This is a genomic window from Aquitalea sp. USM4 (genome assembly GCF_004328945.1).
Classification (GTDB): Bacteria; Pseudomonadota; Gammaproteobacteria; order Burkholderiales; family Chromobacteriaceae; genus Aquitalea; species Aquitalea pelogenes.
The window spans coordinates 1908601-1932103 of the sequence record NZ_CP029539.1; the positions used below are offsets into that span (position 1 = coordinate 1908601).

At 58.6% G+C, this 23503-nt stretch carries 25 protein-coding genes and 1 tRNA gene; 18 read left to right on the top strand and 8 right to left on the bottom strand.

The genetic code is table 11. The features are described from left to right. Nucleotides 1-56 precede the first annotated feature (56 nt). The 4 genes from DKK66_RS09025 to rsmI form a co-directional block, all read right to left on the bottom strand. Complete coding sequence (locus DKK66_RS09025) at nt 57-950, bottom strand: hypothetical protein (protein WP_131357298.1); 894 nt, start codon at nt 948-950, stop codon at nt 57-59. Between the two features lie 59 nt (nt 951-1009). Beyond that, nucleotides 1010-2218, bottom strand: a complete 1209-nt coding sequence (locus DKK66_RS09030; RefSeq protein ID WP_131357301.1) for an integrase arm-type DNA-binding domain-containing protein — start codon at nt 2216-2218, stop codon at nt 1010-1012. A 532-nt stretch (nt 2219-2750) separates the two neighbouring features. After that, nucleotides 2751-2835 (bottom strand) — tRNA-Leu (locus tag DKK66_RS09035). 45 nt (nt 2836-2880) lie between these two features. Next, entirely contained in the window at nt 2881-3717 is an 837-nt protein-coding gene (gene rsmI / locus DKK66_RS09040; RefSeq protein ID WP_045847686.1) for a 16S rRNA (cytidine(1402)-2'-O)-methyltransferase, read from the bottom strand. Nucleotides 3718-3810: 93 nt separating this feature from the next. Between rsmI and DKK66_RS09045 the strand changes: the two genes are divergently transcribed. Genes DKK66_RS09045 through DKK66_RS09060 form a run of 4 tightly spaced genes read left to right on the top strand, consistent with a single transcriptional unit; the run spans nt 3811 to nt 6446 of the window. Next, complete coding sequence (locus tag DKK66_RS09045) at nt 3811-4896, top strand: penicillin-binding protein activator (protein ID WP_242673597.1); 1086 nt, start codon at nt 3811-3813, stop codon at nt 4894-4896. Next, complete coding sequence (locus DKK66_RS09050) at nt 4893-5237, top strand: YraN family protein (RefSeq protein ID WP_197077222.1); 345 nt, start codon at nt 4893-4895, stop codon at nt 5235-5237. The genes DKK66_RS09045 and DKK66_RS09050 overlap by 4 nt, the downstream gene beginning before the upstream one ends. Before the next feature lie 30 nt (nt 5238-5267). After that, nucleotides 5268-5858 (top strand): phosphoheptose isomerase, encoded by a 591-nt coding sequence (locus tag DKK66_RS09055; protein ID WP_045847689.1) that lies wholly within the window; start codon nt 5268-5270, stop codon nt 5856-5858. Then, nucleotides 5859-6446: a BON domain-containing protein gene (locus DKK66_RS09060; protein ID WP_131357310.1), complete on the top strand. Its 588-nt coding sequence runs from the start codon at nt 5859-5861 to the stop codon at nt 6444-6446. It abuts the gene before it with no gap. Nucleotides 6447-6512: 66 nt separating this feature from the next. Here the strand turns inward: DKK66_RS09060 and DKK66_RS09065 are convergent, their stop codons facing one another. The 4 genes from DKK66_RS09065 to DKK66_RS09080 all read right to left on the bottom strand — a co-directional run bounded on the left by DKK66_RS09065 (nt 6513) and on the right by DKK66_RS09080 (nt 10445). Next, on the bottom strand, nt 6513-7721 hold the full coding sequence (locus tag DKK66_RS09065; RefSeq protein ID WP_052694166.1) for an EAL domain-containing protein: 1209 nt from the start codon (nt 7719-7721) through the stop codon (nt 6513-6515). 145 nt (nt 7722-7866) lie between these two features. Further along, the gene (locus DKK66_RS09070) at nt 7867-8805 is read right to left on the bottom strand and encodes a Tim44 domain-containing protein (RefSeq protein ID WP_131357313.1); all 939 of its coding nucleotides are present in this window, start codon (nt 8803-8805) and stop codon (nt 7867-7869) included. A gap of 50 nt (nt 8806-8855) precedes the next feature. Then, nucleotides 8856-9557, bottom strand: a complete 702-nt coding sequence (gene tsaA / locus DKK66_RS09075) for a tRNA (N6-threonylcarbamoyladenosine(37)-N6)-methyltransferase TrmO (RefSeq protein ID WP_045847693.1) — start codon at nt 9555-9557, stop codon at nt 8856-8858. A gap of 138 nt (nt 9558-9695) precedes the next feature. Then, nucleotides 9696-10445, bottom strand: a complete 750-nt coding sequence (locus DKK66_RS09080; protein WP_045847694.1) for a GNAT family N-acetyltransferase — start codon at nt 10443-10445, stop codon at nt 9696-9698. A gap of 348 nt (nt 10446-10793) precedes the next feature. Here DKK66_RS09080 and mnmG point away from each other — a divergent pair, with 348 nt between their 5' ends. The 14 genes from mnmG (at nt 10794) to glmU (ending at nt 23484) form a co-directional block, all read left to right on the top strand. Beyond that, the gene (mnmG, locus tag DKK66_RS09085; RefSeq protein ID WP_045847695.1) at nt 10794-12686 is read left to right on the top strand and encodes a tRNA uridine-5-carboxymethylaminomethyl(34) synthesis enzyme MnmG; all 1893 of its coding nucleotides are present in this window, start codon (nt 10794-10796) and stop codon (nt 12684-12686) included. 15 nt (nt 12687-12701) lie between these two features. Further along, entirely contained in the window at nt 12702-13328 is a 627-nt protein-coding gene (rsmG, locus tag DKK66_RS09090) for a 16S rRNA (guanine(527)-N(7))-methyltransferase RsmG (RefSeq protein ID WP_131357316.1), read from the top strand. Then, nucleotides 13325-14116 carry a ParA family protein gene (locus DKK66_RS09095; RefSeq protein ID WP_131357319.1) on the top strand — a complete coding sequence of 264 codons (792 nt, stop codon included), beginning with the start codon at nt 13325-13327 and terminating at the stop codon, nt 14114-14116. The genes rsmG and DKK66_RS09095 overlap by 4 nt, the downstream gene beginning before the upstream one ends. A gap of 4 nt (nt 14117-14120) precedes the next feature. Then, nucleotides 14121-14978: a ParB/RepB/Spo0J family partition protein gene (locus DKK66_RS09100; protein WP_131357322.1), complete on the top strand. Its 858-nt coding sequence runs from the start codon at nt 14121-14123 to the stop codon at nt 14976-14978. A gap of 92 nt (nt 14979-15070) precedes the next feature. Continuing rightward, nucleotides 15071-15430 carry an ATP synthase subunit I gene (locus tag DKK66_RS09105; RefSeq protein WP_045847699.1) on the top strand — a complete coding sequence of 120 codons (360 nt, stop codon included), beginning with the start codon at nt 15071-15073 and terminating at the stop codon, nt 15428-15430. Nucleotides 15431-15444: 14 nt separating this feature from the next. Then, entirely contained in the window at nt 15445-16263 is an 819-nt protein-coding gene (atpB, locus tag DKK66_RS09110; protein WP_062787388.1) for a F0F1 ATP synthase subunit A, read from the top strand. Between the two features lie 89 nt (nt 16264-16352). Then, entirely contained in the window at nt 16353-16634 is a 282-nt protein-coding gene (atpE, locus tag DKK66_RS09115) for a F0F1 ATP synthase subunit C (RefSeq protein WP_045847701.1), read from the top strand. Between the two features lie 53 nt (nt 16635-16687). Then, on the top strand, nt 16688-17158 hold the full coding sequence (locus DKK66_RS09120) for a F0F1 ATP synthase subunit B (RefSeq protein WP_045847702.1): 471 nt from the start codon (nt 16688-16690) through the stop codon (nt 17156-17158). 7 nt (nt 17159-17165) lie between these two features. Beyond that, complete coding sequence (locus DKK66_RS09125) at nt 17166-17702, top strand: F0F1 ATP synthase subunit delta (RefSeq protein WP_045847703.1); 537 nt, start codon at nt 17166-17168, stop codon at nt 17700-17702. An 8-nt stretch (nt 17703-17710) separates the two neighbouring features. Further along, the gene (gene atpA, locus DKK66_RS09130) at nt 17711-19255 is read left to right on the top strand and encodes a F0F1 ATP synthase subunit alpha (protein ID WP_131357325.1); all 1545 of its coding nucleotides are present in this window, start codon (nt 17711-17713) and stop codon (nt 19253-19255) included. Nucleotides 19256-19294: 39 nt separating this feature from the next. After that, on the top strand, nt 19295-20161 hold the full coding sequence (gene atpG, locus DKK66_RS09135) for a F0F1 ATP synthase subunit gamma (RefSeq protein WP_045847705.1): 867 nt from the start codon (nt 19295-19297) through the stop codon (nt 20159-20161). Between the two features lie 43 nt (nt 20162-20204). Then, nucleotides 20205-21599, top strand: coding sequence for a F0F1 ATP synthase subunit beta (gene atpD, locus DKK66_RS09140; protein ID WP_045847706.1), 1395 nt, complete (start codon nt 20205-20207; stop codon nt 21597-21599). 15 nt (nt 21600-21614) lie between these two features. Continuing rightward, the gene (locus DKK66_RS09145) at nt 21615-22037 is read left to right on the top strand and encodes a F0F1 ATP synthase subunit epsilon (protein WP_045847707.1); all 423 of its coding nucleotides are present in this window, start codon (nt 21615-21617) and stop codon (nt 22035-22037) included. Between the two features lie 82 nt (nt 22038-22119). Further along, nucleotides 22120-23484, top strand: coding sequence for a bifunctional UDP-N-acetylglucosamine diphosphorylase/glucosamine-1-phosphate N-acetyltransferase GlmU (gene glmU, locus DKK66_RS09150; protein WP_131357328.1), 1365 nt, complete (start codon nt 22120-22122; stop codon nt 23482-23484). Nucleotides 23485-23503 lie beyond the last annotated feature (19 nt).

Here is a 23503-nt window from a genome sequence, read left to right on the forward strand (position 1 = left end):
CTTATTGTGATCAACTACTAGTAGTAGTTTTGAGGTAAATATTTTCCTTAAACCTTCTACTGGTTCGCTCTTTTCTTGCCTTTTGCCATGATCATGTATGAAAGAACAGCGTTCCCACTGTGTGGTGCATAAGCACGTATTAATGGGCCATCACATGGAGGGCCTGAGCAGACGTAGTAATAATCCCGCTTCTCTCTCTTTTTTTCGTGGGCTTTTCTAGCCTTGTTGATGCTTGCTTTTAGCTTTGAAAATTCGTCTCCACTTGAATCGGATAGCCCATAAATTATGCTGCACATATATGCCAATACGTTATCGGATATTTTGAATTTCATTGCTTTTGCGTATTCGGTATACATCAAAGCAAATTGCAGTCTTTTTTCGTAGTTGGATATATTGGCTAAGATGCGATCATTGTGATCTATCCAGTCTACAGTTTGTAGTGCAAGATCGTCACGAATGTCGAAAGTAAGTTCTTCTATCTCATTAAGTAGATAATGCTCGGCTGGTGCGGCTTCTGAGTCTATCCCAAGTGCTCGTAATGGAATGTCTATGCCATCGAAGTAGAATAAGTCTTGTGCCTCATGCATTAGTCCAGCCAAGTTTGAAGCTGCTTTTCTAATTTTAATTAGTAATTCTTTCCGTTTTCTTATGATTTCTTGTCTATTTTTTCCATGGCATCGCTTTATTGTTACAGCGATTCCCTGTAGCCAAGTTCTCCATGTCGAATCATCCCACCCCTTTGCAATTCCGCCGTTGCGTGATTGCATGGAGTTGAACATCTCTTCTGAATGGCATCCAAGTAGAATTCTGAATAAATGATTTATTGATGCTGGATTTTCCTCAGTATCATCGCTTGATATTTTATCGCTGGTGCCTACTGTTTCTAGAAATAAATCCCATAGCACCTTTGGCAGGTATTCTGGTTTTTTTGCAGGGATTTTTTCTTTCATCGTAGATGGCTTATCTATTTGAGGTTGGTGGCTCAATATTTGTGACTATATGGTTACGTTCAGGCACGCTTGAAATTGACGGGTACAACATTCCCACCCTGCTGTGCTGCAATGAAGTCTGCCCACCATTGCATCATGCGCCGCCGTTCTTCCAGGTACTCAGCTCGGTGATATGCAGCACGTACCTTGTTGCGCTCAGCGTGGGCAAGCTGGCGCTCGATTACATCGGGGTCGAATCCCTCTTCATTCAGCACGGTGGATGCCAAAGCCCGGAAGCCATGCGGGGTGGCCGTTCCTTTGTATCCCATGCGGCCCATGGCATAGCTCAGCGTGTTTTCGCTCATGGGCCGGTCATGGTCGGTCATTGCCGGGAAAAGCAGGGCATTGCGGCCTGTCAGCGGCTTAAGCTCATCCAGCAGGGCCAATGCAGAACTGCTCAGAGGGACAATATGGGGGGCGCGCATTTTCATGCGCTCAGCAGGTATGCGCCATTCCTTGCGGACGAGGTCGAACTCTTCCCAACGTGCTGCGCGTAGTTCACCAGGGCGCACGAAAGTCAGAATGAGCAGATGCATGGCAATTCGCGTCGGCTGGTAAATCGGTTCGGCTTCCAGTCGCTTGAAGAACTCTGGCAATTCATTGCGCGGCAAGGCCGGGCGATGCTCTACCTTTGCTGAACTGATTGCCCCAGCCAGGTCGCTGGCCGGATTGGTTTGGGCGCGGGCCGTCTGGATGGCATATCGCATCACTGAACCAATGCGCTGCAATACACGTGAGGCCGTTTCAAGCGCACCACGGCTTTCAATTTTGCGGATGGTGGCCAGAATTTGCGGCGCAGTTAACTCACTGACCGGTATCTTCCCCAGGTCAGGGAATGCGTCGGTCTCAAGGGAGTCCAGCACCCGGGCCGCATGGGCTGGTGTCCACAAAACCATCTGCTTTAGATGCCACTCCCTTGCAATCGCTTCAAAAGCGTTGGCGCTAGCTTCTTTAGCCGAGGCTTTTGCCACTTTCTTCTCTTGGCTTGGGTTCTTACCCTCATCCAGTAGCATTCTCGCTTCTGCTGCCTTGTCTCTGGCGCTAGCCAGGCTAACCGTCGGATATTTGCCAAGGGATAGCTTTCCGGGCTTGCCGTTGTGACGATACCGAAACAGCCACAGTTTGCCACCCGCTGGTGTGACCTCAAGGAAGAGGCTACCTCCATCGGGTAGGTGATAGGGCTTGTCCTGCGGCTTTGCTTGGCGAATAGCCAGATCAGTTAAGGGCATGATGTGTACCTTTTCCTATGTACCTTTTCGCGCCGCGCCGTAAGGGTGGCGGGCGGAGACCATTCCGCGCCTAGACTTGTGCAGAGAACCAGCTTGCAGGGTGTTGGGTGGCCTTTAGCGGCTCTCTATGCATGGATTTCTACCGTGTCACTAGTGACAAATCGCTTTTGTCACTATCAATGGACATGAAAAAGTCTTTTGAAATCAAGGCTGTCACTATGTCACTACTGTCACTAGTCATTTCTCGCGGGGGGCCGAAAAAAATACATAAATGGTCGTGATGGATGCCAGGGCCATGAGTGGCTGATGACATACATACAATTTTGTAACCAGTGTATGAATTGCAAATGGTGCTAATGACAAGTGATTGTGTACCTTTTTCTACGGGGTTTGTAGGAAGGTACACAAAAAGGTACATAAAAAAGCTGGCTGTTACGGGACGTTGCTGGACGCTAATGGACAACAAAAAACCCGCAGAGCCTTGTGCTGTGCGGGTTTGATGGACTTTCTTGGACTTCTCTAATCGTTGCGATGGTGCCCGGGGTCGGACTCGAACCGACACACCTTGCGGCGGGGGATTTTGAATCCCCTGCGTCTACCGATTTCGCCACCCGGGCATCGCAAGAGGAGGCAAGTCTATCCCATCTGCCGGGGCTTGTAAATCACTCGCCGGCGTCCTTTTTCATTTTCAGCGCATGGTCATACAGCAGCTTGCGGTTGGCACCGGTAATCTGCGCGGCCAGGGTGGAGGCTTGCTTCATCGGCAGGTCGGCACTGAGGATGTTCATCACCCGGATGGCTTCTTCCGGCAAACCGGCCTTGTCTTCCGCTTGCGGGGCGGCGTCGATGATGAGCACGATTTCGCCGCGCTGCTGGTTGCTGTCGGCCTTTACCCATTCCAGCAGTTCGCCGGCGGGCAGGCTGTGGAAGGTTTCAAAGGTTTTGGTCAGTTCGCGCGCCAGCATCAGGCGGCGGTCCGGCCCCAGTTCGGCCACGATGTCCTGCAGGGTGTCCACAATGCGGTGCGGTGCTTCGTAGCACACCACCAGGTGGTCGGCGCCGATCCATTGCTGCAAGGTACGGCGGCGTTCGCCGCTTTTGGGCGGCAAAAAGCCGTGAAACAGGAAGGCATTGCTGGTGAAGCCGCTGGCGGACAGGGCGGTGATGACGGCGGATACGCCGGGGATGGGGCGTACCGGGTGACCGGCGGCGCGCACGGCTTCCACCAGCCGCGCGCCGGGGTCGGATACCGCAGGGGTGCCGGCATCGGATACCTGCACCACGATCTGCCCTTCCGCCAGCCAGCGGATGACTTGTTCGGCCATGCTGCGTTCGTTGTGCTCGCGCAGGCTCACCAGCTTGCTGGCGTGAATGCCGTAGGCGGTCAGCAGGCTGCCGGTGACGCGGGTGTCTTCCGCGCAGACCACATCGGCCGCGGTAAAGGCCGCCAGCGCACGTGCGGTAACATCTCCCAGGTTTCCAATGGGAGTGGCCACCACATATAATGTGCCGCGACAGAAACTTTCCCGTGCAGTTTCAAGCAAGTGAGCGAACGAAGTATGCAAAGACTGGCTCCGCTGTTGGTTGGCGTCATGATGACATGGTTGACGGCTGCGCATGCGCAGGCACCGGACTATATCATCCAACTCAATGCTGCGCCGCTCAATAGCGTGGCCGGACAAAGCCCGCGCGCCCAGGCGCAGCCGGCATCCGCCCCTGTTGCCCCGGTGGCCAAGCCGCTGGCTGCGCCCGGCAAGCAGGCGGTCCGCCTTAAAATTGGCCTGTTGCTGCCCACCGAGTCCAAATTGCTGGGCGAAGCGGCTGCGGTGGTGCGTAGCGGGGTGGAAGCCGCGCACGATGCCGAACCGCAAGCCGATGTGGTGGTGATTGATGCCGACGAACACAACGCCGCCCAGCGTTACCGCGAGGCGGTGGCCAGTGGCGTCAACGTGGTGATAGGCCCGCTGTCACGCGGCGGCATTGCCGCGGTGGCACCGCATGTGAGCGTGCCCACGCTGGCGCTCAATGCCGTGGGGCGCGATGTGCCGACCAACCCCAGGCTGTTTACCCTGGCCCTGAATGTGGAAGTGGAAGCCCGCCAGATTGCACGCCTGATGCGTGAAGATGGCCGCAGTAATCCGCTGATCATTGCCGATGGCGAGGTATTGTCCAGCCGCCTGAAGCAGGCCTTTGCCGACGAGTGGCGCAGCCAGAGCGGCAAGGACGCGCCGCAGATTGAAGACAACGGCCAGAGCCTGTCTGTGTTGCAGCAGGCCGCCAGCCAGGCCGATGCAGTGTTTCTGGCGGTGGAACCGGCCGAGGCCGCCCGGCTGAAACCGGCCTTGCCGCCGGATCTGCCGGTGTATGCCACCTCGCAAATCAGCACGCGCAGCCCGGACAAACAGCTGGCCGGGGTGCGTTTCATCGACATGCCGTGGTTCCTGATGCCGCAACACCCGGCGGTGAAGCGTTTTGCCCGCCCGGCCAGCGCACTTACCCTGCAAACCGAGCGCCTGTATGCACTGGGGATAGATGCCTATCGTCTGGCGTTGTTGCTGGGTACTACGCGCAACCCTGCCAGCATCAAGCTGGATGGCGTCACCGGCGACCTGAAACTGGGCCGCGACCGGGTGTTTGACCGCCAGTTGCCGGTATCGCTGATTGGCGAAGGCGAATAAGGCCGATGAACCGCCAGGGCCAGCAGGCAGAGGAACGCGCGCTGGCCTTCCTGTTGCAGCAAGGTTTGCAGCTGCTGGAGCGCAACTGGTTGTGCCGTGGCGGTGAGATAGACCTGATCATGCGTGACGGGCGTTATCTGGTGTTTGTGGAAGTGCGCCACCGGGCCAGCCCGCGTTATGGTGGAGCGGCGTACAGCATTACGCCGGCCAAGCAGAGGAAACTCCTGCATGCGGCCACGGTCTACCTGTCCGATAAGCGAGTAGACGCGCCCTGTCGTTTTGATGCTGTGCTGAGCGAAGGCCAGCAGCCGCTGCAGTGGTTGAAAAACATTTTTGCATAGCAGCCATCCCGCGCTGCTACAAGGAAGAGCATGGACCTGATTGAACGCGTCAACGGACATTTTCTGGAAAGCATTGCCGCCAAGCAGGAGGCAATGGAATTGCTGTCGCCCGCGGTGGCGCTGGCTGCCGAGCGCATGGTCAGCTGCCTGATGAACGAGGGCAAGATCCTGGCCTGCGGCAATGGCGGTTCGGCTGCCGATGCCCAGCACTTTGCTGCTGAAATGCTGGGACGCTTCGAAAAGGAGCGCCCCGGTCTGGCCGCCATTTCGCTGGCGACCGACTCTTCGGCACTCACTGCCATTGGCAATGACTACGATTTCGACATGATTTTTTCCAAGCAGGTGCGTGCGCTGGGGCATACCAACGACCTGTTGCTGGCCATTTCCACCTCGGGCAATTCCGCCAATGTGATTGAAGCCATTTATGCCGCGCACGAACGCGGCATGGGTGTGATTGCCCTTACCGGCAAGGATGGCGGCAAGATCAGCGAAATCCTGTCGCCGGAAGACATCCAGCTGAATGTGCCGGTGCTGCGCACCGCGCGTATTCAGGAAGTGCATATCCTGCTGGTGCATGCCCTGTGCGATGCCATCGATTACATGCTGTTGGGAGGTGAGTAAATGAAACGTACTGTCCTGTCCCTGTTGCTGGCGGCTACTGTGTCCAGCGCGCTGTCCGGTTGTTTCGCCCTGGCTGCCGGTGGTGTGGCCGGTGGTGCGCTGGTGGCTACCGACCGTCGTTCCAGCGGTGCTTATGTGGACGACCAGAGCATTGAAGCCAAGGTGTCGCACCAGATTGGCGAGAAATTGCCTTCGGCTCATGTCAATACCACCAGCTATAACCGTGCCGTGCTGCTGACCGGCGAAGTGCCATCGGCAGAGGCCGGCCAGCAGGCCGAGCTGATTGCCCGCGCCATGCCCAATGTGCGCCGCGTGTTCAATTACACCGTGGTGGCTCCGTCTTCCGGCTTCTCCGAGCGCAGCAACGACACCTGGATCACCAGCAAGGTGCGTACCCGCCTGCTGGATGGCAAGGGCTACTCGCCCAACCATATCAAGGTGGTGACCGAACGTGGCGTGGTGTACATGCTGGGTCTGGTTACACCGGCGGAAGGGCAGGCGGCAGCACAGGTGGTGAGCGAAACTGCCGGGGTGCAAAAGGTGGTGACCCTGTTTGAAAGCATTACTGAAATCACGCCAGCGCAGTAAGTTGTGCTGAAACAGAAAAAGGACCGCATGCGGTCCTTTTTTTATTCTGTCTGGCCTGAGTGTGCTTCAGCCGTGACTGCTGTGCACACGCGGTGCCAGTACATCGGCACACAGCACGTGCATGGCTTCGTCGATTTCAATCGCCATGGACAGGGTGACGCAGGAGCGGGTGTCGGTCATCGACAGGTAAGGCTCGCTCATGTACAGCACGCCGGGCTGGTCGATGGCATGCTGGAAATACGCACGGCGCGACCACACCGCACCGGTGGTATCCGCCAGCGGGGCAAACTTCAGGCTGCTGGCAATGGTGTTGTGACGGCTGTTGAGGTTGCGGCCAATCTGGCGGCCTTCGCTGTCCAGCAAGAAACAGCGGATGACATCGGGCATGGCCAGCATGGGGGTGGCTGCCTGGTCGAACGGGGTGCCCTGCATCAGCGAAATGGCCGATTGCACAAAGGCCTGGCGTGCCAGTTCGATCTGGCGGCGGGTAATCTTGCGCTTGAGCAGGTCGCGCACCATCAGCTCGTCCCAGCGCGAATCCAGCCGTTTGGTGATGATGTCGTCTGCATCCGGGCTGGCGGAGGGGCGGGCCACATAATAGCCCTGTACCAGGTCGCAGCCGGACTCCAGCGCCACCAGCACATCGTTTTCGGTTTCAATCCCTTCTTCCACTACCAGCGCACCAATTTCGTGCATCAGTCGCACCAGTCTGGACAGCAGATTGCGGGTACGTGGCTGGCTGACGGCACTGCGCAGCAAGTCCTTGTCGAATTTCACCAGGTCCGGTTCCAGCTGGCAGACCCGGTCCAGGTTGGAATGGCCGACGCCAAAGTCGTCAATCGCAATCAGGAAGCCGGCTTTTTTCAGCAGATTCACGCCTTCGATCAGCGCTTCATCCACTTCCAGCACATGTTCCAGCACTTCCAGTACCACATTGCCCGGCTGCAGGCCGGCTTCGCGAATGGTGTTGGCCAGTGCCATGGCCCGCTCCGGGCGGGACAGCGAGGCGGCATCGACATTCAGGAACAGCCAGTGCGGATGGCTGTGTTCCAGCGCGGCAAAGTGCTGTACATGGGCCTGGCTGACGGCCAGGTCCAGCCCGTGGCGTCGCTCGGGGGACACCATGGCATAAAAGGCCTCGGCCGGTGACAGCGGCAGCTGGTTCTGCTCGGCGCGCAGCAAGGCTTCCACGCCCACGGTACGGCGGTGCGCCAGACTGTAGATGGGCTGGAAATGGCTGCCGAGTATCAGACCGGCATGCTCGAAACGTTTCATTGCAGTACATTCCTTCCTGAGATAGGGCTCTTGCTGGCCCATGAACCCGTTACCTAGCAATCGGCATTCCAGTGTAGAGCATGGCCGGATAATAAAAAACGGGCCCGACCGGGCCCGTTAAGATAATTCGCACAAAAAAGCGGATTTATTCCTGCTGGATACCAGCAACCAGCCATTTGCCGCCGGTGCTGCCATCCTTGATGTAGTGCCAGTATTCGCTGAACGGCACTGCCGCGGCATTGACCGACTCGCTCACCGTACCGGAGAAGCGCACGGTGGCAATAAAGCGGCCACCTTCTTCCACGGCTTCGGCCAGCTGGCAGTCCAGCTGCGGGAAGTCAGCCACATCGGTGTTGCTGCCGATTTCATTGCGCAGGCCTTCGAACAGATCCGGCGTCATGTACTTGCGTACTTCTTCCAGGCTGTCCGGCGTGTTCAGGCTTTGCAGGTGCAGGAAGGTTGCCTTGGCCTGACGCAGGAAGTTCGGGGTTTCCGTACCATCCGGCAGGCGTCCCGGCACTGCACCAGCCATGGTCGGTGCTGCGCCATAGCCAGCCGGCTGACCCAGACCGGAGCCAATCTTGGGAATCGGCTCGAAACGGGCAGCGTCCTGGGCATTGCTGTTGAAGACCGGGCCGTTACCAGCCGGCATCGGGCTGTTCATCGGTGCCTGGCTGGCAGTCTTGCGGCGGAACCACATCAGGCCGCCAATACCCAGCAGGCCCAGCAAGGCCAGCGTGCCCCAGGGAATGCCGGACCCGGCACCTGCGGTATCCACGGCGTTACCCGAAGCATGGTTGTTGTTCATGGCCGAACCCAGCATGTAGCCGGCGGCAGCACCTGCAGCACCCGCTGCAATGGCGGTACCAATGCCAGGGCCCTTCTTGGGCTGGGCTTGCGGCGCAGCCTGCGGAGCAGGTGCCGGAGCCGGCATCGGAGTGGGCTGCTGGTAGCTTTTGGTCGGGGCCGAGCGGCGCATGCCGGCGCTCTTGCCTCCGCCCAGGCGTGCGGCTTCCGCAAACGGTGCCGCCAGGACAGAAACCAGGGTGAAGGCGAGCATGATCGTCTTCGCGCGAGGTGTCATGATTTTATTCTCCAGAGTAAAGGGCTCCGGTGTGACCGGAGCATGTGCGTTTAGTTCGGGGCAAGCGGCTGGATTTCAAGCACGTGAGCATGGTTATCCCGGATGCAAAAGCGGATGTTGTAGTCATAAAGCCGCACGCCGTAGATGCGTTCCGGGTCGTGCTGATAGGCCGGGCGCGGGTCTTGTGCCAGTACTTGTTCAATCAGCTGTGCCAGGCCCGGCGGCGCAGAGGGCAGGGCTGCCAGCTGTTGCAGCGCCGGCTGGCTCCAGCAGATTTCCAGGCTGGGCGGCGGGCCGTCGACAAAGCCGCCGCGTGCTTCCGGGTGGGCTTCCACAAACGGGATATAAGGTTTGATGTCCAGCACCGGCGTGCCATCCAGCAAGTCCGCGCCTTCCAGATGCAGCCACACGCCATGCCCGGTATCGATGCCGCGCAGCGCCACCAGCGACAGGCCCAGCGGATTGGGCCGGTGGGTGGAGCGGCTGGCAAACACGCCCACCTTGGCATTGCCACCCAGCCGTGGCGGGCGTACCAGCGGCTGCCAGCCGCGCTGGGCGGTCTGGTGGAAGACGAAGCTGATCCAGACATGGGAGAAGGCCTCCAGCCCGCGTACCGTGTCGGGGTGATTGAATGGCGGCAACAGTTCGATCTGGATGTCGGCAGCGGGGGCCAGCGCGGGCTGGCGCGGGATGCCGAATTTTTCCTTGTAGGGCGAATGGACGATGCCCACCGGGTGAAATGCGTAGCTCATGGCGGGATTGTAGCCGGGTTCCGGCTGGCTGATCCTGCTTAATCCACCAGACAGAAGCGCTTGGCAAACAGAACAGCCCGGCCGAACGGGGGCTTCGGTCGGGCTGATGACAGCGACAGCGCTGTGCAGGCTGGGGAGTCAGCCTACGAAGTGACGGTTGTAGCGGCCGGTCAGGCGGCTCATCGGCAGCAGCATGAAGAAGTCTGCGCAGTTGAAGTCCGGGTCCCAGGCCGGTTCACCGCAGATGAAGGCCCCGGCGCGCAGATAGCCCTTGATCAGCGGCGGCATTGGCGAAGAGGGCGCATCGTCGTGAATGCGGTCCAGCGGCAGCGGCAGGTGCGGGAACACACGCCATTCGGCCGGGCTGAGGTGGCTGGACTCCAGCTGACGGTACAGGCTGACAGCCTGATGTCCACCATCGGCCAGGCTTACGCTGGCGCAGCCTGCCAGGTAGGCACCGCCTTTTTTCTGTACGTAGTCGGCCAGGCCGGACCACAGCAGGGCAATCACTCCGCCGCTGCGAAAATCCTTGTGTACGCAAGAGCGGCCCACTTCAATCAGGCTGTCGCGCAGGTTGTCCAGGCGGGTGAGGTCGAATTCGTGTTCGGAATACAAGGACGGGGCGCGGCGTGCCATGTCAGGCGGCAGCATGCGGTAGGTACCCACCACCAGGCCGCTGTTGGCATCTTCCACAATCAGATGGTCACACAGGGCGTCGTACTCGTCGCAATCAATACCCAGGGCTTGCGATGACAGCTCGGCACCCATTTCACCGGCAAATACGTCAAAGCGCAGTTTCTGTGCACGGCGGATGTCTTCGGCCGTTTCTGCTACACGCACGCCCAGTTTCAGCTGGCGGCGGCTACTGATGCTTTCATTCAGTTGCATGACTTACTCCCCTGGCGGATATGCGAACGGGCTTGTTGTATTGATCCGGAATGCTAGCCTTGCTGTGGTGTGCTGCCAGTCAGCCATTTCCGGATACGGGCACGGCAACTCCTTCATTTGGCAGTAGCTTTTCGCTTGGCCGGCCTTGCAACACATGCTAGTGATGGAGTTTGACGCAGACATTTCGCGCATATGACTTGTGGATGACCGGCGTTTGAACTGCCGGTTACAACAGGGGCGAAACAAATCAATGACTTATCATGCAATCGGTTTTGCCGTAGAATAGGCCGTTTTTCCTGCACGCTTCGCCCTGCCTGCCTCTTGCGCACGGGCTTCCGAGTACAGCCGATGATTTATCCCACACAGTTTGACGTGATCGTGGTTGGCGGCGGACACGCCGGCACCGAGGCCGCGCTGGCCGCCGCCCGCATGGGCCGCGCCACGCTCCTGCTTACCCACAATATCGAGACCCTTGGTCAGATGTCGTGCAACCCGTCTATCGGTGGCATCGGCAAGGGGCATCTGGTGAAAGAGGTGGATGCGCTGGGTGGCGCCATGGCGCTGGCAACCGATATCGGTGGCATCCAGTTCCGCACCCTCAATGCCTCCAAGGGCCCGGCGGTACGTGCCACGCGTGCGCAGGCCGACCGCATCCTGTACAAGGCGGCCATCCGCGAAATGCTGGAGAACCAGCCCAATCTGACGCTGTTCCAGCAGCCGGTGGATGATTTGCTGATCGAGGGTGATCAGGTGGCCGGTGCCATCACCGCCATCGGCATCGTGTTCCGTGCCCGCACCGTGGTGCTGACGGCCGGTACTTTCCTGTCCGGCAAGATTCACGTTGGCCTGGAAAACTACACCGGTGGCCGCGCTGGCGATCAGGCCGCCTCCACGCTGGGCGCGCGTCTGCGCGAGCTGGATTTGCCGGTAGGTCGTCTGAAAACCGGCACGCCGCCGCGTATTGATGGCCGCAGTATCGATTTTTCGGTCATGGAAGAGCAGCCGGGGGATACGCCCGAGCCGGTGTTCTCCTACCGTGGCCAGCGCAGCATGCACCCCAGGCAACTGCCGTGCTGGATCACCCACACCAATCAGCAAACCCACGACATCATCCGTTCCGGCTTCGAGCGCAGCCCGATGTTTACTGGCGTGATTGAAGGGGTGGGCCCGCGTTACTGCCCGTCCATCGAAGACAAGATCAACCGCTTCGCCGACAAGGACAGCCATCAGGTCTTCCTGGAACCGGAAGGGCTGACCACGCACGAGTTCTACCCCAACGGGATTTCCACCAGCTTGCCGTTTGATATCCAGCTGGCGGCGGTGCGTTCCATCCGTGGCATGGAAAACGCCCACATCCTGCGCCCCGGCTATGCCATCGAATACGATTACTTCGACCCGCGCGGCCTCAAGTCCACGCTGGAAACCAAGTCCATCAAGGGCCTGTTCTTTGCCGGGCAGATCAACGGCACCACCGGTTACGAAGAAGCCGCAGCGCAAGGCCTGCTGGCCGGCCTGAATGCCGCCCTGTATTCGCGTGATGAAGAAGGCTGGTGTCCGCGCCGCGACGAGGCCTACCTTGGCGTGCTGGTGGACGACCTCATCACCAAGGGTGTGTCCGAGCCTTATCGCATGTTTACCAGCCGCGCCGAATTCCGCCTGCAACTGCGCGAGGACAATGCCGACTTGCGCCTGACCGAAATGGGCCGCAAGCTCGGCCTGGTTGGCGATGCGCAGTGGGATGCCTTCTGTCGCAAGCGTGACGCAGTGGAAGCCGAAACCGCCCGCCTGAAAACCACCTGGCTGCATCCGGCCAAGCTGCAGGATGCCGCGGCACTGGAAGCCCTGCTGGGCAAGGGTATCGAGCGCGAGTACAACCTGTTCGACCTGCTCAAGCGCCCCAATGTCGCTTACCGCGAGCTGATGACCCTGCCGGAAGCCGCAGGCGGCGTGGCGGATGACGTGGTTGCCGAGCAAGTGGAAATTCAGGTCAAATATCAAGGCTATATCAATCGTCAGAACGAAGAACTGGCGCGCCGCGACAACCTGGAAGACGTCCGCCTGCCCGCCGACATCGACTTCGGCCTGGTCAAGGGCTTGTCCAAGGAAGTACAGCAAAAACTGAATCAGCAGCGCCCGGAAACCCTGGGTCAGGCTTCGCGCATCCAGGGCATCACCCCGGCGGCGGTTGCCCTGCTGATGGTGCATCTGAAGCGCGGCTTTGCCGACGCCAAAACCGAATAATTGCAAGCCAAGCGCATGACACATACTGCAGAACTGAAACAAGGGCTGGAACAGCTGGCCCTGGGCCTCACCGAACAACAGCTGGCCCTGCTGGACGGCTACCTGAACCTGCTGGCCAAGTGGAACCACACTTACAACCTGACCGCTGTGCGCGAAGAGCAGCGCATGGTCAGCTACCATCTGCTGGACAGCCTGTCGCTGGTGCCGCACCTGAACGGTGGCACCCGCCTGCTGGATGTGGGCTCTGGTGGCGGCATGCCGGGCATCCCGGCGGCCATCGCCCGTCCCGACCTGCAAGTGGTGGTGCTGGATGCCAACCACAAGAAAACCACCTTCCTGCGTCAGGCCGTCATCGAACTGGGCCTGCCCAATGTCGAGGTGATCACCAGTCGTGTCGAGGCTTACCAGCCGGAACAGAAGTTCGATCGCATCACCAGCCGTGCCTTTGCCGAACTGGCCGAGTTTGTCCGCCTCACCCCGCACCTGCTGGCCGACGGTGGTCAATACCTGGCCATGAAGGGTGTGTATCCTTACGAAGAAATCTCGCTGCTGCCGGAAACGGTAGCGGTAGCCGAAGTACTACCGGTGTCGGTGCCCGGTCTGGACGCCGAACGCCATCTGGTGAGAATGGTGGCTAAATGAATGCACGCGTGATCGCGGTTGCCAATCAGAAAGGTGGGGTCGGCAAGACCACCACCGTGGTCAACCTGGCCGCAGGTCTGGCCGAGCTGGGCCGCAGGGTGTTGATTGTCGACCTCGACCCGCAGGGCAATGCCACCATGGGCAGCGGCATTGCCAAGCAGGCGCTGGAGCGCTCCGTCTACCACGTGCTGCTGGGTGATGCTTCTGTCGAAGAAGCGCGTCAACCGGCCAAGGAAGGCGGCTATCACGTACTGCCGGCCAACCGCGACCTGGGCGGGGCCGAACTGGAACTGGTGAACGAACTGGCGCGTGAAGCCCGGCTGAAGAATGCCCTGAGCGAAGTGGAAGACCAGTACGACTATGTGCTGATCGACTGCCCGCCTTCGCTCAATCTGCTCACTCTCAACGGCCTGGTGGCCGCCAACAGCGTGCTGATTCCCATGGTGTGCGAATACTATGCGCTGGAAGGGTTGTCCGATCTGGTCACCACCTTGCGCAAGGTGCGCGTGGCGGTGAACCCGCGTATCGAAATCATGGGCCTGCTGCGCACCATGTTCGATGCACGTAGTAATCTTTCACAGCAGGTGTCCGAACAACTGGCCAGCCACTTTGGCAACAAGGTGTTCGAAACCGTCATCCCGCGCAATGTGCGCCTGGCCGAAGCACCCAGCCATGGCTTGCCGGGGCTGGTCTACGACCGCAATGCCCGTGGCGCACAAGCCTATCTCACGCTGGCACAGGAACTGACCGTCCGCCTCGAACCCGCAACTGCAACTCCATCTGTCTGACAACATGGCCAAACTCAAAGGACTCGGGCGCGGTCTAGACGCGCTCCTCGCCACCAGCACGGTGGCGGATGACCGCCTCACCACGCTTTCCATCGACCTGATCCGCCCAGGCAAATACCAGCCGCGCAGCCATATGGACGAGGCCGCGCTGGACGAGCTGGCTGCCTCCATACGTGCGCAAGGCGTGATCCAGCCGGTCGTGGTACGTGAAATCGGCCTCGGAGAATACGAGCTGATTGCCGGTGAACGTCGCTGGCGCGCTGCCCGCAAGGCAGGGCTCACTGACGTGCCGGCGGTGGTAAAGACCGTGGCCGACGAAGCTGCCCTGGCCATGGCGCTGATTGAAAACATCCAGCGTCAGGAGCTGGACCCCATCGAAGAAGCACATGGTCTCAAACGCCTGATCAGCGAATTCGGCCTGACGCATGAAAGCGCGGCGGATGCCGTGGGCCGTTCACGCAGTGCAGTGTCCAATTTGCTGCGCCTGTTGGCGCTGCCCGAGCCGGTACAGACTCTGCTGCATCAGGGGCAGCTGGAAATGGGGCATGCGCGCGCTTTGCTGGCACTGCCGGTGGTGCAGCAGCTGGAAATGGCACACGAGGCAGTGGAAAAGGGCTGGTCGGTGCGCGAAGTGGAACGTCGTGTCCAACAATTGTCTGACCAAAAAACCACACCACCGGTAGCACAAAAGCGTGTCGATCCGGACATTGCCCGCCTGGAACAAGAGGTGTCGGAACGCATTGGCGCCAAGGTCAGCATCCGCCACGGTGCACGCGGGCAGGGGCGTTTGCAGGTGGAGTACGCCAATCTGGACGACCTGGAACGCTTGCTTGAAAAACTTCAAGCAAAATCAAGCAAATGATTTTATGTTGCACTGCAATGGTGCGGGTGATGTTCAGTTTGACGCAAATCAAGCGCTCAGCCTATAATCGAGCGATTTTTTAAGTGTCGGACATGCAAAATCCGGAAGTCGGGCGCGTACTGCGCCTGCAAGCAAAACTGCTTGTAGTGGCTGTACTACTTGGTGCCGTGCTAAGCGCCGGCACCGTTGTTGTTCCGGTGTCGGTTCTGCTTGGGGGGCTGTCGGCGCTCATTCCCGCCGCAGTGTATGCAAGAATCGCCTACGCCAAGCGGCATGTCCCACCTGCGGTGCTGATGAAGGCGCACTTCAAGGCTGAGGCAGTCAAATTCATCCTGACTGTCTTAATGTTTGGTGCATCTTTGGTGTTTTTCAAGGATTTATCGGTAGTGGGTTTGCTGGCAGGCTTTTTTGCCACGGTGTCCGGCTACTGGTTAGGGCTTCTAATCAAATAATTGAGAAAAGAGCGATGGCAAGCAACGCAATTGAGTACATTAATCACCACCTTACGTTCTGGAACTCCGATCCGTCCCCGGCTCGTGGTTTCTGGAGCCTGCACGTAGACACTTTCTCCGTCTCCCTGTTCCTGGCTTTTGTGTTTGCCGGTGTATTTGCCATGGTGGCCCGTCGTGCCAGCCTGGAAAATCCGGGCAAGCTGCAGTTGTTCGTGGAATCCATCATCGAACTGGTGGATACCCAGGTTAAGGAAATCTTCCATGCCAAGAGCAAAGTCATCGCCCCGCTGGCGCTGACCATCTTCTGCTGGATCTTCCTGATGAACGCAATGGACATGCTGCCGGTTGACCTGCTGCCGAATCTGGCCCAGTGGATCGGCCACACCTTCTTCGGCCTGGAACCGCATCACATCTATTTCCGTTCGGTTCCGTCCGCTGACGTGAATGCCACCTTCGCCATGTCGCTGTCCGTATTCCTGTGCATCATCGGCTTCTCCATCAAGGCCAAGGGCCTGGGCGGCTGGGGCAAGGAACTGCTGACCGCACCGTTCCACACCCACAACCCGATTGGCGCCATCATCCTGGCCCCGCTGAACTTCATCTTCCAGCTGGTGGAACTGGCCGCCAAGCCGATCTCTCTCTCGCTTCGTTTGTTCGGTAACCTGTACGCCGGCGAACTGATCTTCATCCTGATCGCACTGTTGCCGTGGGGTGCACAGTGGATCCTGGGTGCACCGTGGGCCATCTTCCACATCCTGATCATCACCCTGCAGGCCTTCGTGTTCATGATGCTGACCATCGTGTACCTGAGCCTGGCCGTGGAGGCGCACTAAAGAGTTTGTGGTATCTGTTTTTTTAGAGTTTTACCTTTGTTTTAGTTTTTTTTACCAACCATCCTTGCATAAGTCTTAGGAGATACATAATGGAAGCACTCGTTTCTCAGATTCAGTCGATGACCGCTATCGCAGCTGCTCTGATCATTGGCCTTGGCGCTCTCGGCACTGCTATCGGTTTCGCCATTCTGGGTGGCAAATTCCTCGAGGCCTCCGCCCGTCAACCGGAAATGATCCCGGTTCTGCAAACCAAGCTGTTCATTATCGCCGGTCTGCTGGATGCGATCTCCATGATCGGTGTGGGTGTTGCCATGCTGTACACCTTCAGCAACCCGTTCCTGTCCGCTGCCAAAGCAGCTCTGGGTGGCTAATTTTTAGCCAGTAAACGGTTTGTGTAGAAGTCATTCTCTGGAGGAAAACAAGCGTGGAATTTAACGTAACACTACTGGGCCAGGCGATCACGTTCGCCATCCTGGTATGGTTCACCATGAAGTTTGTTTGGCCTCCGCTTACCAATATGATGGAAGAGCGTGCCAAGCGTATTGCAGACGGCCTGGCCGCTGCAGAACGTGGCAAGCAAGATCTGGAAGCTGCTGAAAAGCGCGTTGCGGACGAACTCCGCAAAGCCAAGCAACAGGCAATGGAAATCATTACTGCTGCTGAGAAGCGTGCCTCCCAGATCGTGGACGAAGCCAAAGACAATGCCAGCACCGAAGGTGCCCGTATTGTGGCTGACGCCAAGGGTCAGATCGATCAGGAAGTGATGCGCGCCAAGGAGGCCCTGCGTGAGCAGGTAGCCCAGCTGGCCGTTATCGGCGCAGAGAAGATCCTGCGCAAAGAGATCGATGCAGCCAAGCACGCCGACCTGCTTTCCTCCATCAAAGCGGAGTTTTAATTAACTCATGGCAGAACTCATTACCGTCGCAAGGCCCTACGCCGAAGCGGTATACAGCCTCGCCACCGAAACGCGTACGCTGGACCAGTGGTCCGATGCGCTTGCGTGGCTGGCTGCCATGGTGAACAACCCGGATATGGTTGAAGTTGTCACCAATCCGAAACATACCGCAAAAGAGGTTGAGGCGCTGATGCTGGAAGTCCTCGGCGAGCGTACCAACGAAAGCGTGAAAAACTTTCTGGTCGCCCTGATCGAGAACCACCGCCTGATGCTGCTGCCGCATATCGCCAGTCAGTTTGAGCTGTTCAAGGCCGAAGCGGAAAACATCGTTGATGCGCAAGTTGAAACGGCGTTCCCGCTGACCGAAGAACAGAAAGCCGAACTCACCAGCACGCTTTCCAAGCAGTACGGCAAAACCGTACGTCTTGATGTGCGTGACAATGCCGATCTGATCGGTGGTGTGCGCGTGCTGGTCGGTGACGATGTCATCGACAGTTCCGTGCGCGGCAAGCTGCAAGCCATGGCGGCAAGCCTCAAGAATTAGGAGAGATCATGCAGTTGAACCCCTCTGAAATCAGCGATCTGATCAAGGCCAAGATTCAGAACCTGGCTGAAGGCGCTGAAGTCCGTACCAAGGGTACGGTAATTTCCGTGACCGACGGTATCGTTCGTGTCCACGGTCTGGCAGACGTGATGCAGGGCGAAATGCTCGAGTTTCCGGGCAACACCTACGGCCTCGCCATGAACCTGGAGCGCGACTTTGTCGGCGCCGTGGTTCTGGGTGAGTACGAACACATTTCCGAAGGCGACGAAGTCAAGTGTACCGGTCGCATTCTGGAAGTGCCGGTAGGTCCGGAACTGGTGGGCCGTGTTGTCAACGCCCTGGGCCAGCCGATCGACGGCAAGGGTCCGATCAACGCCAAGCTGTCCAGCCCGATCGAAAAGATCGCGCCGGGCGTGATTGCGCGTCAGTCGGTATCCCAGCCGATGCAGACCGGCCTGAAGGCGATTGACTCCATGGTACCGGTAGGCCGTGGCCAGCGTGAGCTGATCATTGGCGACCGTCAGACCGGCAAAACTGCCGTTGCTCTGGACGCCATCATCAATCAAAAAGGCACTGGTGTTGTTTGTATCTACGTTGCCGTAGGTCAGAAAGCATCCTCCATTGCCAACGTGGTACGCAAGCTGGATGAGCACGGTGCACTGGGTCACACCATCATCGTTGCTGCTACCGCTTCCGAAGCCGCTGCCCTGCAGTTCATCGCCCCGTACTCCGGTTGCGCGATGGGCGAATACTTCCGCGACCGTGGCGAAGATGCGCTGATCGTATACGATGACTTGTCCAAGCAAGCCGTTGCCTACCGTCAGATCTCCCTGCTGCTGCGTCGTCCGCCGGGCCGTGAAGCTTACCCGGGTGACGTTTTCTACCTGCACTCCCGTCTGCTGGAACGCGCTTCCCGCATCAACGCGGATGAAGTGGAAAAACTGACCAACGGCGAAGTGAAGGGCAAGACCGGTTCGCTGACCGCACTGCCTATCATCGAAACCCAGGCTGGTGACGTTTCCGCCTTCGTTCCGACCAACGTGATTTCCATTACCGACGGCCAGATCTTCCTGGAATCCGACCTCTTCAACGCAGGTATCCGTCCGGCCATCAACGCCGGTATCTCGGTATCCCGCGTGGGTGGTGCGGCCCAGACCAAGGTCATCAAGAAGCTCGGTGGCGGTATCCGTCTGGCACTGGCCCAGTATCGTGAACTGGCTGCGTTCTCGCAGTTCGCTTCCGACCTGGACGAAGCTACCCGCAAGCAGCTGCAACACGGTGAAGTGGTTACCGAACTGATGAAGCAGAAGCAGTTCGTGCCGCTGGCCACTGCCGAAATGGCACTGACCCTGTGGGCTGTGAACAAGGGCAGCTACGAAGACGTTCCGGTGAAGAAGGCCCTGGCATTCGAAGCTGAGTTCCTCGCTTACGTGCGTGCGAACCACAGCGACCTGCTGGCCGCCGTTAACGCTTCGGGCGACCTGTCCGGCGACAACGAGAAGGTACTGGCCAAGGCGATGGAATCGTTCAAGGCTGGCTACAGCTTCAACTGAGCCTTTCGACTCACGTCGTAGCTAAAGAAAGGTTCAGGAATGGCAGTCGGTAAAGAGATTCTCACCAAGATCCGAAGCGTGCAAAACACGCAGAAGATCACTCGCGCGATGCAAATGGTGTCAACCTCCAAGATGCGCAAAACGCAAGAGCGTATGCGCGCTGCCCGTCCTTATGCTGAGAAGGTGCGCACGGTTATGGCGCACCTTGCTCAGGCAAACGCGGATCTTGGTCATCCACTGCTTGCACGCCGTGACGTTGTCAAGCGCGCTGGTATCATCCTGGTTTCCTCTGACAAGGGCCTGTGTGGCGGCCTGAACGTGAACTCGTTCAAGCGCTTCTATGCCAAGGTCAAGGAACTGCAGGAACAGAACGTCGAAATCGACGTGTGCTGCCTCGGCCAGAAGGCCGTTGCTGCCTGCCAGCGTGCTCGCCTCAATGTTGTGGCAAGCGCAGTCCAGCTCGGCGATGTGCCGAAGATGGACAAACTAATTGGCCCGCTTACAGTGCTGTTCAAACAGTACGCTGAAGGCGAACTGGACGCGGTTTACATCGTCTACTCCGGTTTCATCAACACGATGAAACAGGAACCGACGCTCGAACAGCTCCTGCCGTTGACTCCGCAACACATGGTGGTGGAGCACTCGCATTCGTGGGATTACCTCTACGAACCGGATGCACCCAGCCTGATGGAGTTCTTGGTCAAGCGTTACCTGGAGTCGGTGGTTTATCAGGCTCTGGCCGAAAATATGGCTTCCGAACAGGCAGCGCGTATGGTGGCCATGAAAGCTGCAACCGACAACGCCGGTAATACGATCAAGCAGCTGCGCCTTGTGTACAACAAGGCCCGTCAAGCGGCAATTACCACTGAGCTGTCTGAGATTGTGGCTGGTGCCGCAGCGGTGTAAGCCGTTACACAGACTGTAAAAGTTAAATGTTTAGGAACCGATAATGAGCCAAGGCAAAATCGTACAAATCATTGGTGCGGTGATCGACGTGGAATTCCCGCGCGACGCCATGCCGAAGGTTTATGATGCCCTGAAGCTGGTTGACGCTGACCTGACGCTCGAAGTCCAGCAACAGCTGGGCGACGGCGTGGTCCGTACCATTGCGATGGGTAGCTCGGACGGCCTGAAGCGTGGCATGGCTGTAGCCAATACCGGTGCACCGATTTCGGTGCCGGTTGGTAGCGCCACTCTGGGTCGCATCATGGACGTACTGGGTAACCCGGTTGACGAAGCTGGTCCGGTGGCTACCGACGCACGTCGCGCCATTCACCAGTCCGCTCCGAAGTTTGACGAGCTGTCTTCCGCTACCGACCTGCTGGAAACCGGCATCAAGGTGATTGACCTGCTCTGCCCGTTTGCCAAGGGTGGTAAGGTTGGTCTGTTCGGCGGTGCCGGTGTAGGCAAGACCGTGAACATGATGGAACTGATCAACAACATCGCGAAGGCCCACTCCGGTCTGTCCGTGTTCGCTGGTGTAGGTGAGCGTACCCGTGAAGGTAACGACTTCTACCACGAAATGAAGGACTCCAACGTACTGGACAAGGTTGCGATGGTGTATGGCCAGATGAACGAGCCGCCGGGTAACCGTCTGCGCGTTGCACTGACCGGTCTGACCATGGCCGAGCATTTCCGTGACGAGAAGGACGCTTCCGGCAAGGGCCGTGACGTTCTGCTGTTCGTGGACAACATCTACCGTTACACCCTGGCCGGTACCGAAGTATCCGCTCTGCTGGGCCGTATGCCTTCCGCAGTGGGTTACCAGCCGACCCTGGCCGAAGAAATGGGCCGTCTGCAAGAACGTATTACTTCGACCAAGGATGGTTCCATTACCTCCATCCAGGCCGTATACGTACCTGCGGATGACTTGACCGACCCGTCTCCGGCAACCACCTTCGCCCACTTGGACGCTACCGTGGTTCTGTCCCGTGACATCGCGGCCCTGGGTATCTACCCGGCCGTTGACCCGCTGGACTCCACTTCCCGTCAGCTGGACCCGCTGGTGGTTGGTGACGAGCACTACTCCGTAGCCCGTGGCGTGCAATCCACGCTGCAGCGCTACAAGGAACTGCGCGACATCATCGCCATTCTGGGTATGGACGAACTGTCCGAGGACGACAAGCTGGTAGTGGCACGTGCGCGTAAGATTCAGCGCTTCCTGTCCCAGCCCTTCCACGTAGCTGAAGTGTTTACCGGTTCCCCGGGCAAATACGTCTCCCTGCGCGATACCATCAAGGGCTTCAAGGCAATTCTCGCTGGCGAATACGACCACCTGCCGGAACAAGCGTTCTACATGGTTGGCGCGATCGAAGAAGCCGCTGAGAAAGCCAAGACCCTTTAATTAAGGAGAGGGCTTATGTCCAAGATGCATGTGGAAGTGGTCAGCACCGAACAACTCATCTACTCGGGTGAAGCCGAGTTTCTGGTCGCTCCGGCGCTGGAAGGTGAGATCGGTGTTTATCCGCGACACGTGCCGCTCCTGACCCGTATCAAGCCCGGTGTGCTGCGCATGACCGTACCGGGCAGCAAGGAAGAAGTGTTGGTGGCTGTCTCCGGCGGCATGCTGGAAGTACAGCCCACCCACATCACCGTCCTGGCTGATACGGCGATCCGCGGCGAGGATCTCGACGAAGCGCGCGCCAATGAGGCCAAGCGTGCAGCAGAAGAATCTCTGCAGCATGCTACCGACGACCTGAGCACGGCAAAGGCTCACGCTGCCCTGGCAGCCGCCATTGCCCAGCTCAAGGCGCTGGACTACCTCAAGAAGCGTGTGCACTAAAAGCGCGGGAACGATTCGTGTATAGTTGCAGGCTGCCACTTTTGTGGCAGCCTTTTTCATTTTTGGTCAGCAAAGAGTTCGCATGGACAGCCTCAATATCGTGATTCTGGCAGCGGGCAAGGGTACCCGCATGTACTCCGCCAAACCCAAAGTTTTGCACCCGATCGGTGGTGCGCCGATGCTCGCCCGCGTCATCGCCACGGCCCGCAGCCTGAATCCGGCGCGGCTGGTAGTGGTATATGGTTTCGGTGGCGATCAGGTCCGCCAGGCTATCAAGGATGAAGACATTGTCTGGGCCGAGCAGGCCGAACAACTGGGTACTGGTCACGCACTGAAAATGGCCTTGCCGGCACTGCCCAGCGAAGGCAAGACCCTGGTGCTGTATGGCGATGTACCGCTGACCCGCAGCGAAACCCTGCAACAACTGATTGCTGCTGCTGGCGATGGCATGGCGGTGCTGACCGACGTGCTGGAAGATGCCAGTGGTTATGGCCGCATGCTGCGTGGCAACGACGGCAAGCTCAAGGCCATTGTCGAGCACAAGGATTGCACGCCGGAGCAACTGGCCATCCGTGAAATCAATACCGGCATGATGGTGCTGCCCAACCGCCAGCTCTCTGGCTGGCTGCAGGCACTGCGCAATGGCAATTCCCAGGGTGAATATTATCTGACCGACGTGCTGGCATTGGCCGTGGCGGATGGCGTGGCGGTGGAAAGCGCCAGCGTGTCGGCTTCGTGGGAAGCTGCCGGCGTGAATAACAAGCTGCAACTGGCCGAGCTGGAGCGCATCCTGCAACAGAACCAGGCGCGCGAGCTGCTGACTGCCGGTGTCACGCTGGCCGACCCGGCGCGTATCGACATCCGTGGCCAATTGCAGCATGGCCGAGATGTCAGCATCGACGTCAATTGTGTGTTCGAAGGCGTGGTGGAGCTGGGTGACAATGTCGAGATCGGTGCCAACTGCGTGCTGAAAAACGTCAAGATCGCGGCAGGCACCCGTATCGCCGCGTTCTCGCATCTGGAAGATGCCGTGGTCGGGGCAGATTGCCGCATCGGCCCGTATGCGCGCCTGCGTCCGGGTGCGGCATTGTCTGACGAAGTACATGTCGGCAATTTTGTCGAAATCAAGAAGAGCACGGTTGGCCTGGGTTCCAAGGTCAATCACCTCACCTATATTGGCGATGCTGAAATCGGCAGCAAGGTGAATGTGGGCGCCGGTTCCGTCACCTGCAATTACGACGGCGTGAACAAGTTCAAGACGGTCATCCAGGACAATGTGTTTGTCGGTTCCGGCACCTTGATGGTTGCCCCGGTTACGCTGGAAGCCGGTGCTACTGTAGGGGCAGGTTCGGTGATCAGTCGCACCGCCCCGGCCGATACCCTGACCGTGGCACGTGCGCGTCAGGTCAGCATTCCAGGCTGGAAGCGTCCGCAGAAAAAGAGCTGATTCCCGGCAGGATGCACAC

Coding starts and splice junctions, on each gene's coding strand:
- DKK66_RS09025 (WP_131357298.1), bottom strand. CDS start 950: ATGAAAGAAAAAATCCCTGCAAAAAAACCAGAATACCTGCCAAAGGTG.
- DKK66_RS09030 (WP_131357301.1), bottom strand. CDS start 2,218: ATGCCCTTAACTGATCTGGCTATTCGCCAAGCAAAGCCGCAGGACAAG.
- DKK66_RS09045 (WP_242673597.1), top strand. CDS start 3,811: ATGATGACATGGTTGACGGCTGCGCATGCGCAGGCACCGGACTATATC.
- DKK66_RS09055 (WP_045847689.1), top strand. CDS start 5,268: ATGGACCTGATTGAACGCGTCAACGGACATTTTCTGGAAAGCATTGCC.
- DKK66_RS09060 (WP_131357310.1), top strand. CDS start 5,859: ATGAAACGTACTGTCCTGTCCCTGTTGCTGGCGGCTACTGTGTCCAGC.
- DKK66_RS09065 (WP_052694166.1), bottom strand. CDS start 7,721: ATGAAACGTTTCGAGCATGCCGGTCTGATACTCGGCAGCCATTTCCAG.
- DKK66_RS09070 (WP_131357313.1), bottom strand. CDS start 8,805: ATGACACCTCGCGCGAAGACGATCATGCTCGCCTTCACCCTGGTTTCT.
- tsaA (WP_045847693.1), bottom strand. CDS start 9,557: ATGAGCTACGCATTTCACCCGGTGGGCATCGTCCATTCGCCCTACAAG.
- DKK66_RS09080 (WP_045847694.1), bottom strand. CDS start 10,445: ATGCAACTGAATGAAAGCATCAGTAGCCGCCGCCAGCTGAAACTGGGC.
- mnmG (WP_045847695.1), top strand. CDS start 10,794: ATGATTTATCCCACACAGTTTGACGTGATCGTGGTTGGCGGCGGACAC.
- rsmG (WP_131357316.1), top strand. CDS start 12,702: ATGACACATACTGCAGAACTGAAACAAGGGCTGGAACAGCTGGCCCTG.
- DKK66_RS09095 (WP_131357319.1), top strand. CDS start 13,325: ATGAATGCACGCGTGATCGCGGTTGCCAATCAGAAAGGTGGGGTCGGC.
- DKK66_RS09100 (WP_131357322.1), top strand. CDS start 14,121: ATGGCCAAACTCAAAGGACTCGGGCGCGGTCTAGACGCGCTCCTCGCC.
- DKK66_RS09105 (WP_045847699.1), top strand. CDS start 15,071: ATGCAAAATCCGGAAGTCGGGCGCGTACTGCGCCTGCAAGCAAAACTG.
- atpB (WP_062787388.1), top strand. CDS start 15,445: ATGGCAAGCAACGCAATTGAGTACATTAATCACCACCTTACGTTCTGG.
- atpE (WP_045847701.1), top strand. CDS start 16,353: ATGGAAGCACTCGTTTCTCAGATTCAGTCGATGACCGCTATCGCAGCT.
- DKK66_RS09125 (WP_045847703.1), top strand. CDS start 17,166: ATGGCAGAACTCATTACCGTCGCAAGGCCCTACGCCGAAGCGGTATAC.
- atpA (WP_131357325.1), top strand. CDS start 17,711: ATGCAGTTGAACCCCTCTGAAATCAGCGATCTGATCAAGGCCAAGATT.
- atpG (WP_045847705.1), top strand. CDS start 19,295: ATGGCAGTCGGTAAAGAGATTCTCACCAAGATCCGAAGCGTGCAAAAC.
- atpD (WP_045847706.1), top strand. CDS start 20,205: ATGAGCCAAGGCAAAATCGTACAAATCATTGGTGCGGTGATCGACGTG.
- DKK66_RS09145 (WP_045847707.1), top strand. CDS start 21,615: ATGTCCAAGATGCATGTGGAAGTGGTCAGCACCGAACAACTCATCTAC.
- glmU (WP_131357328.1), top strand. CDS start 22,120: ATGGACAGCCTCAATATCGTGATTCTGGCAGCGGGCAAGGGTACCCGC.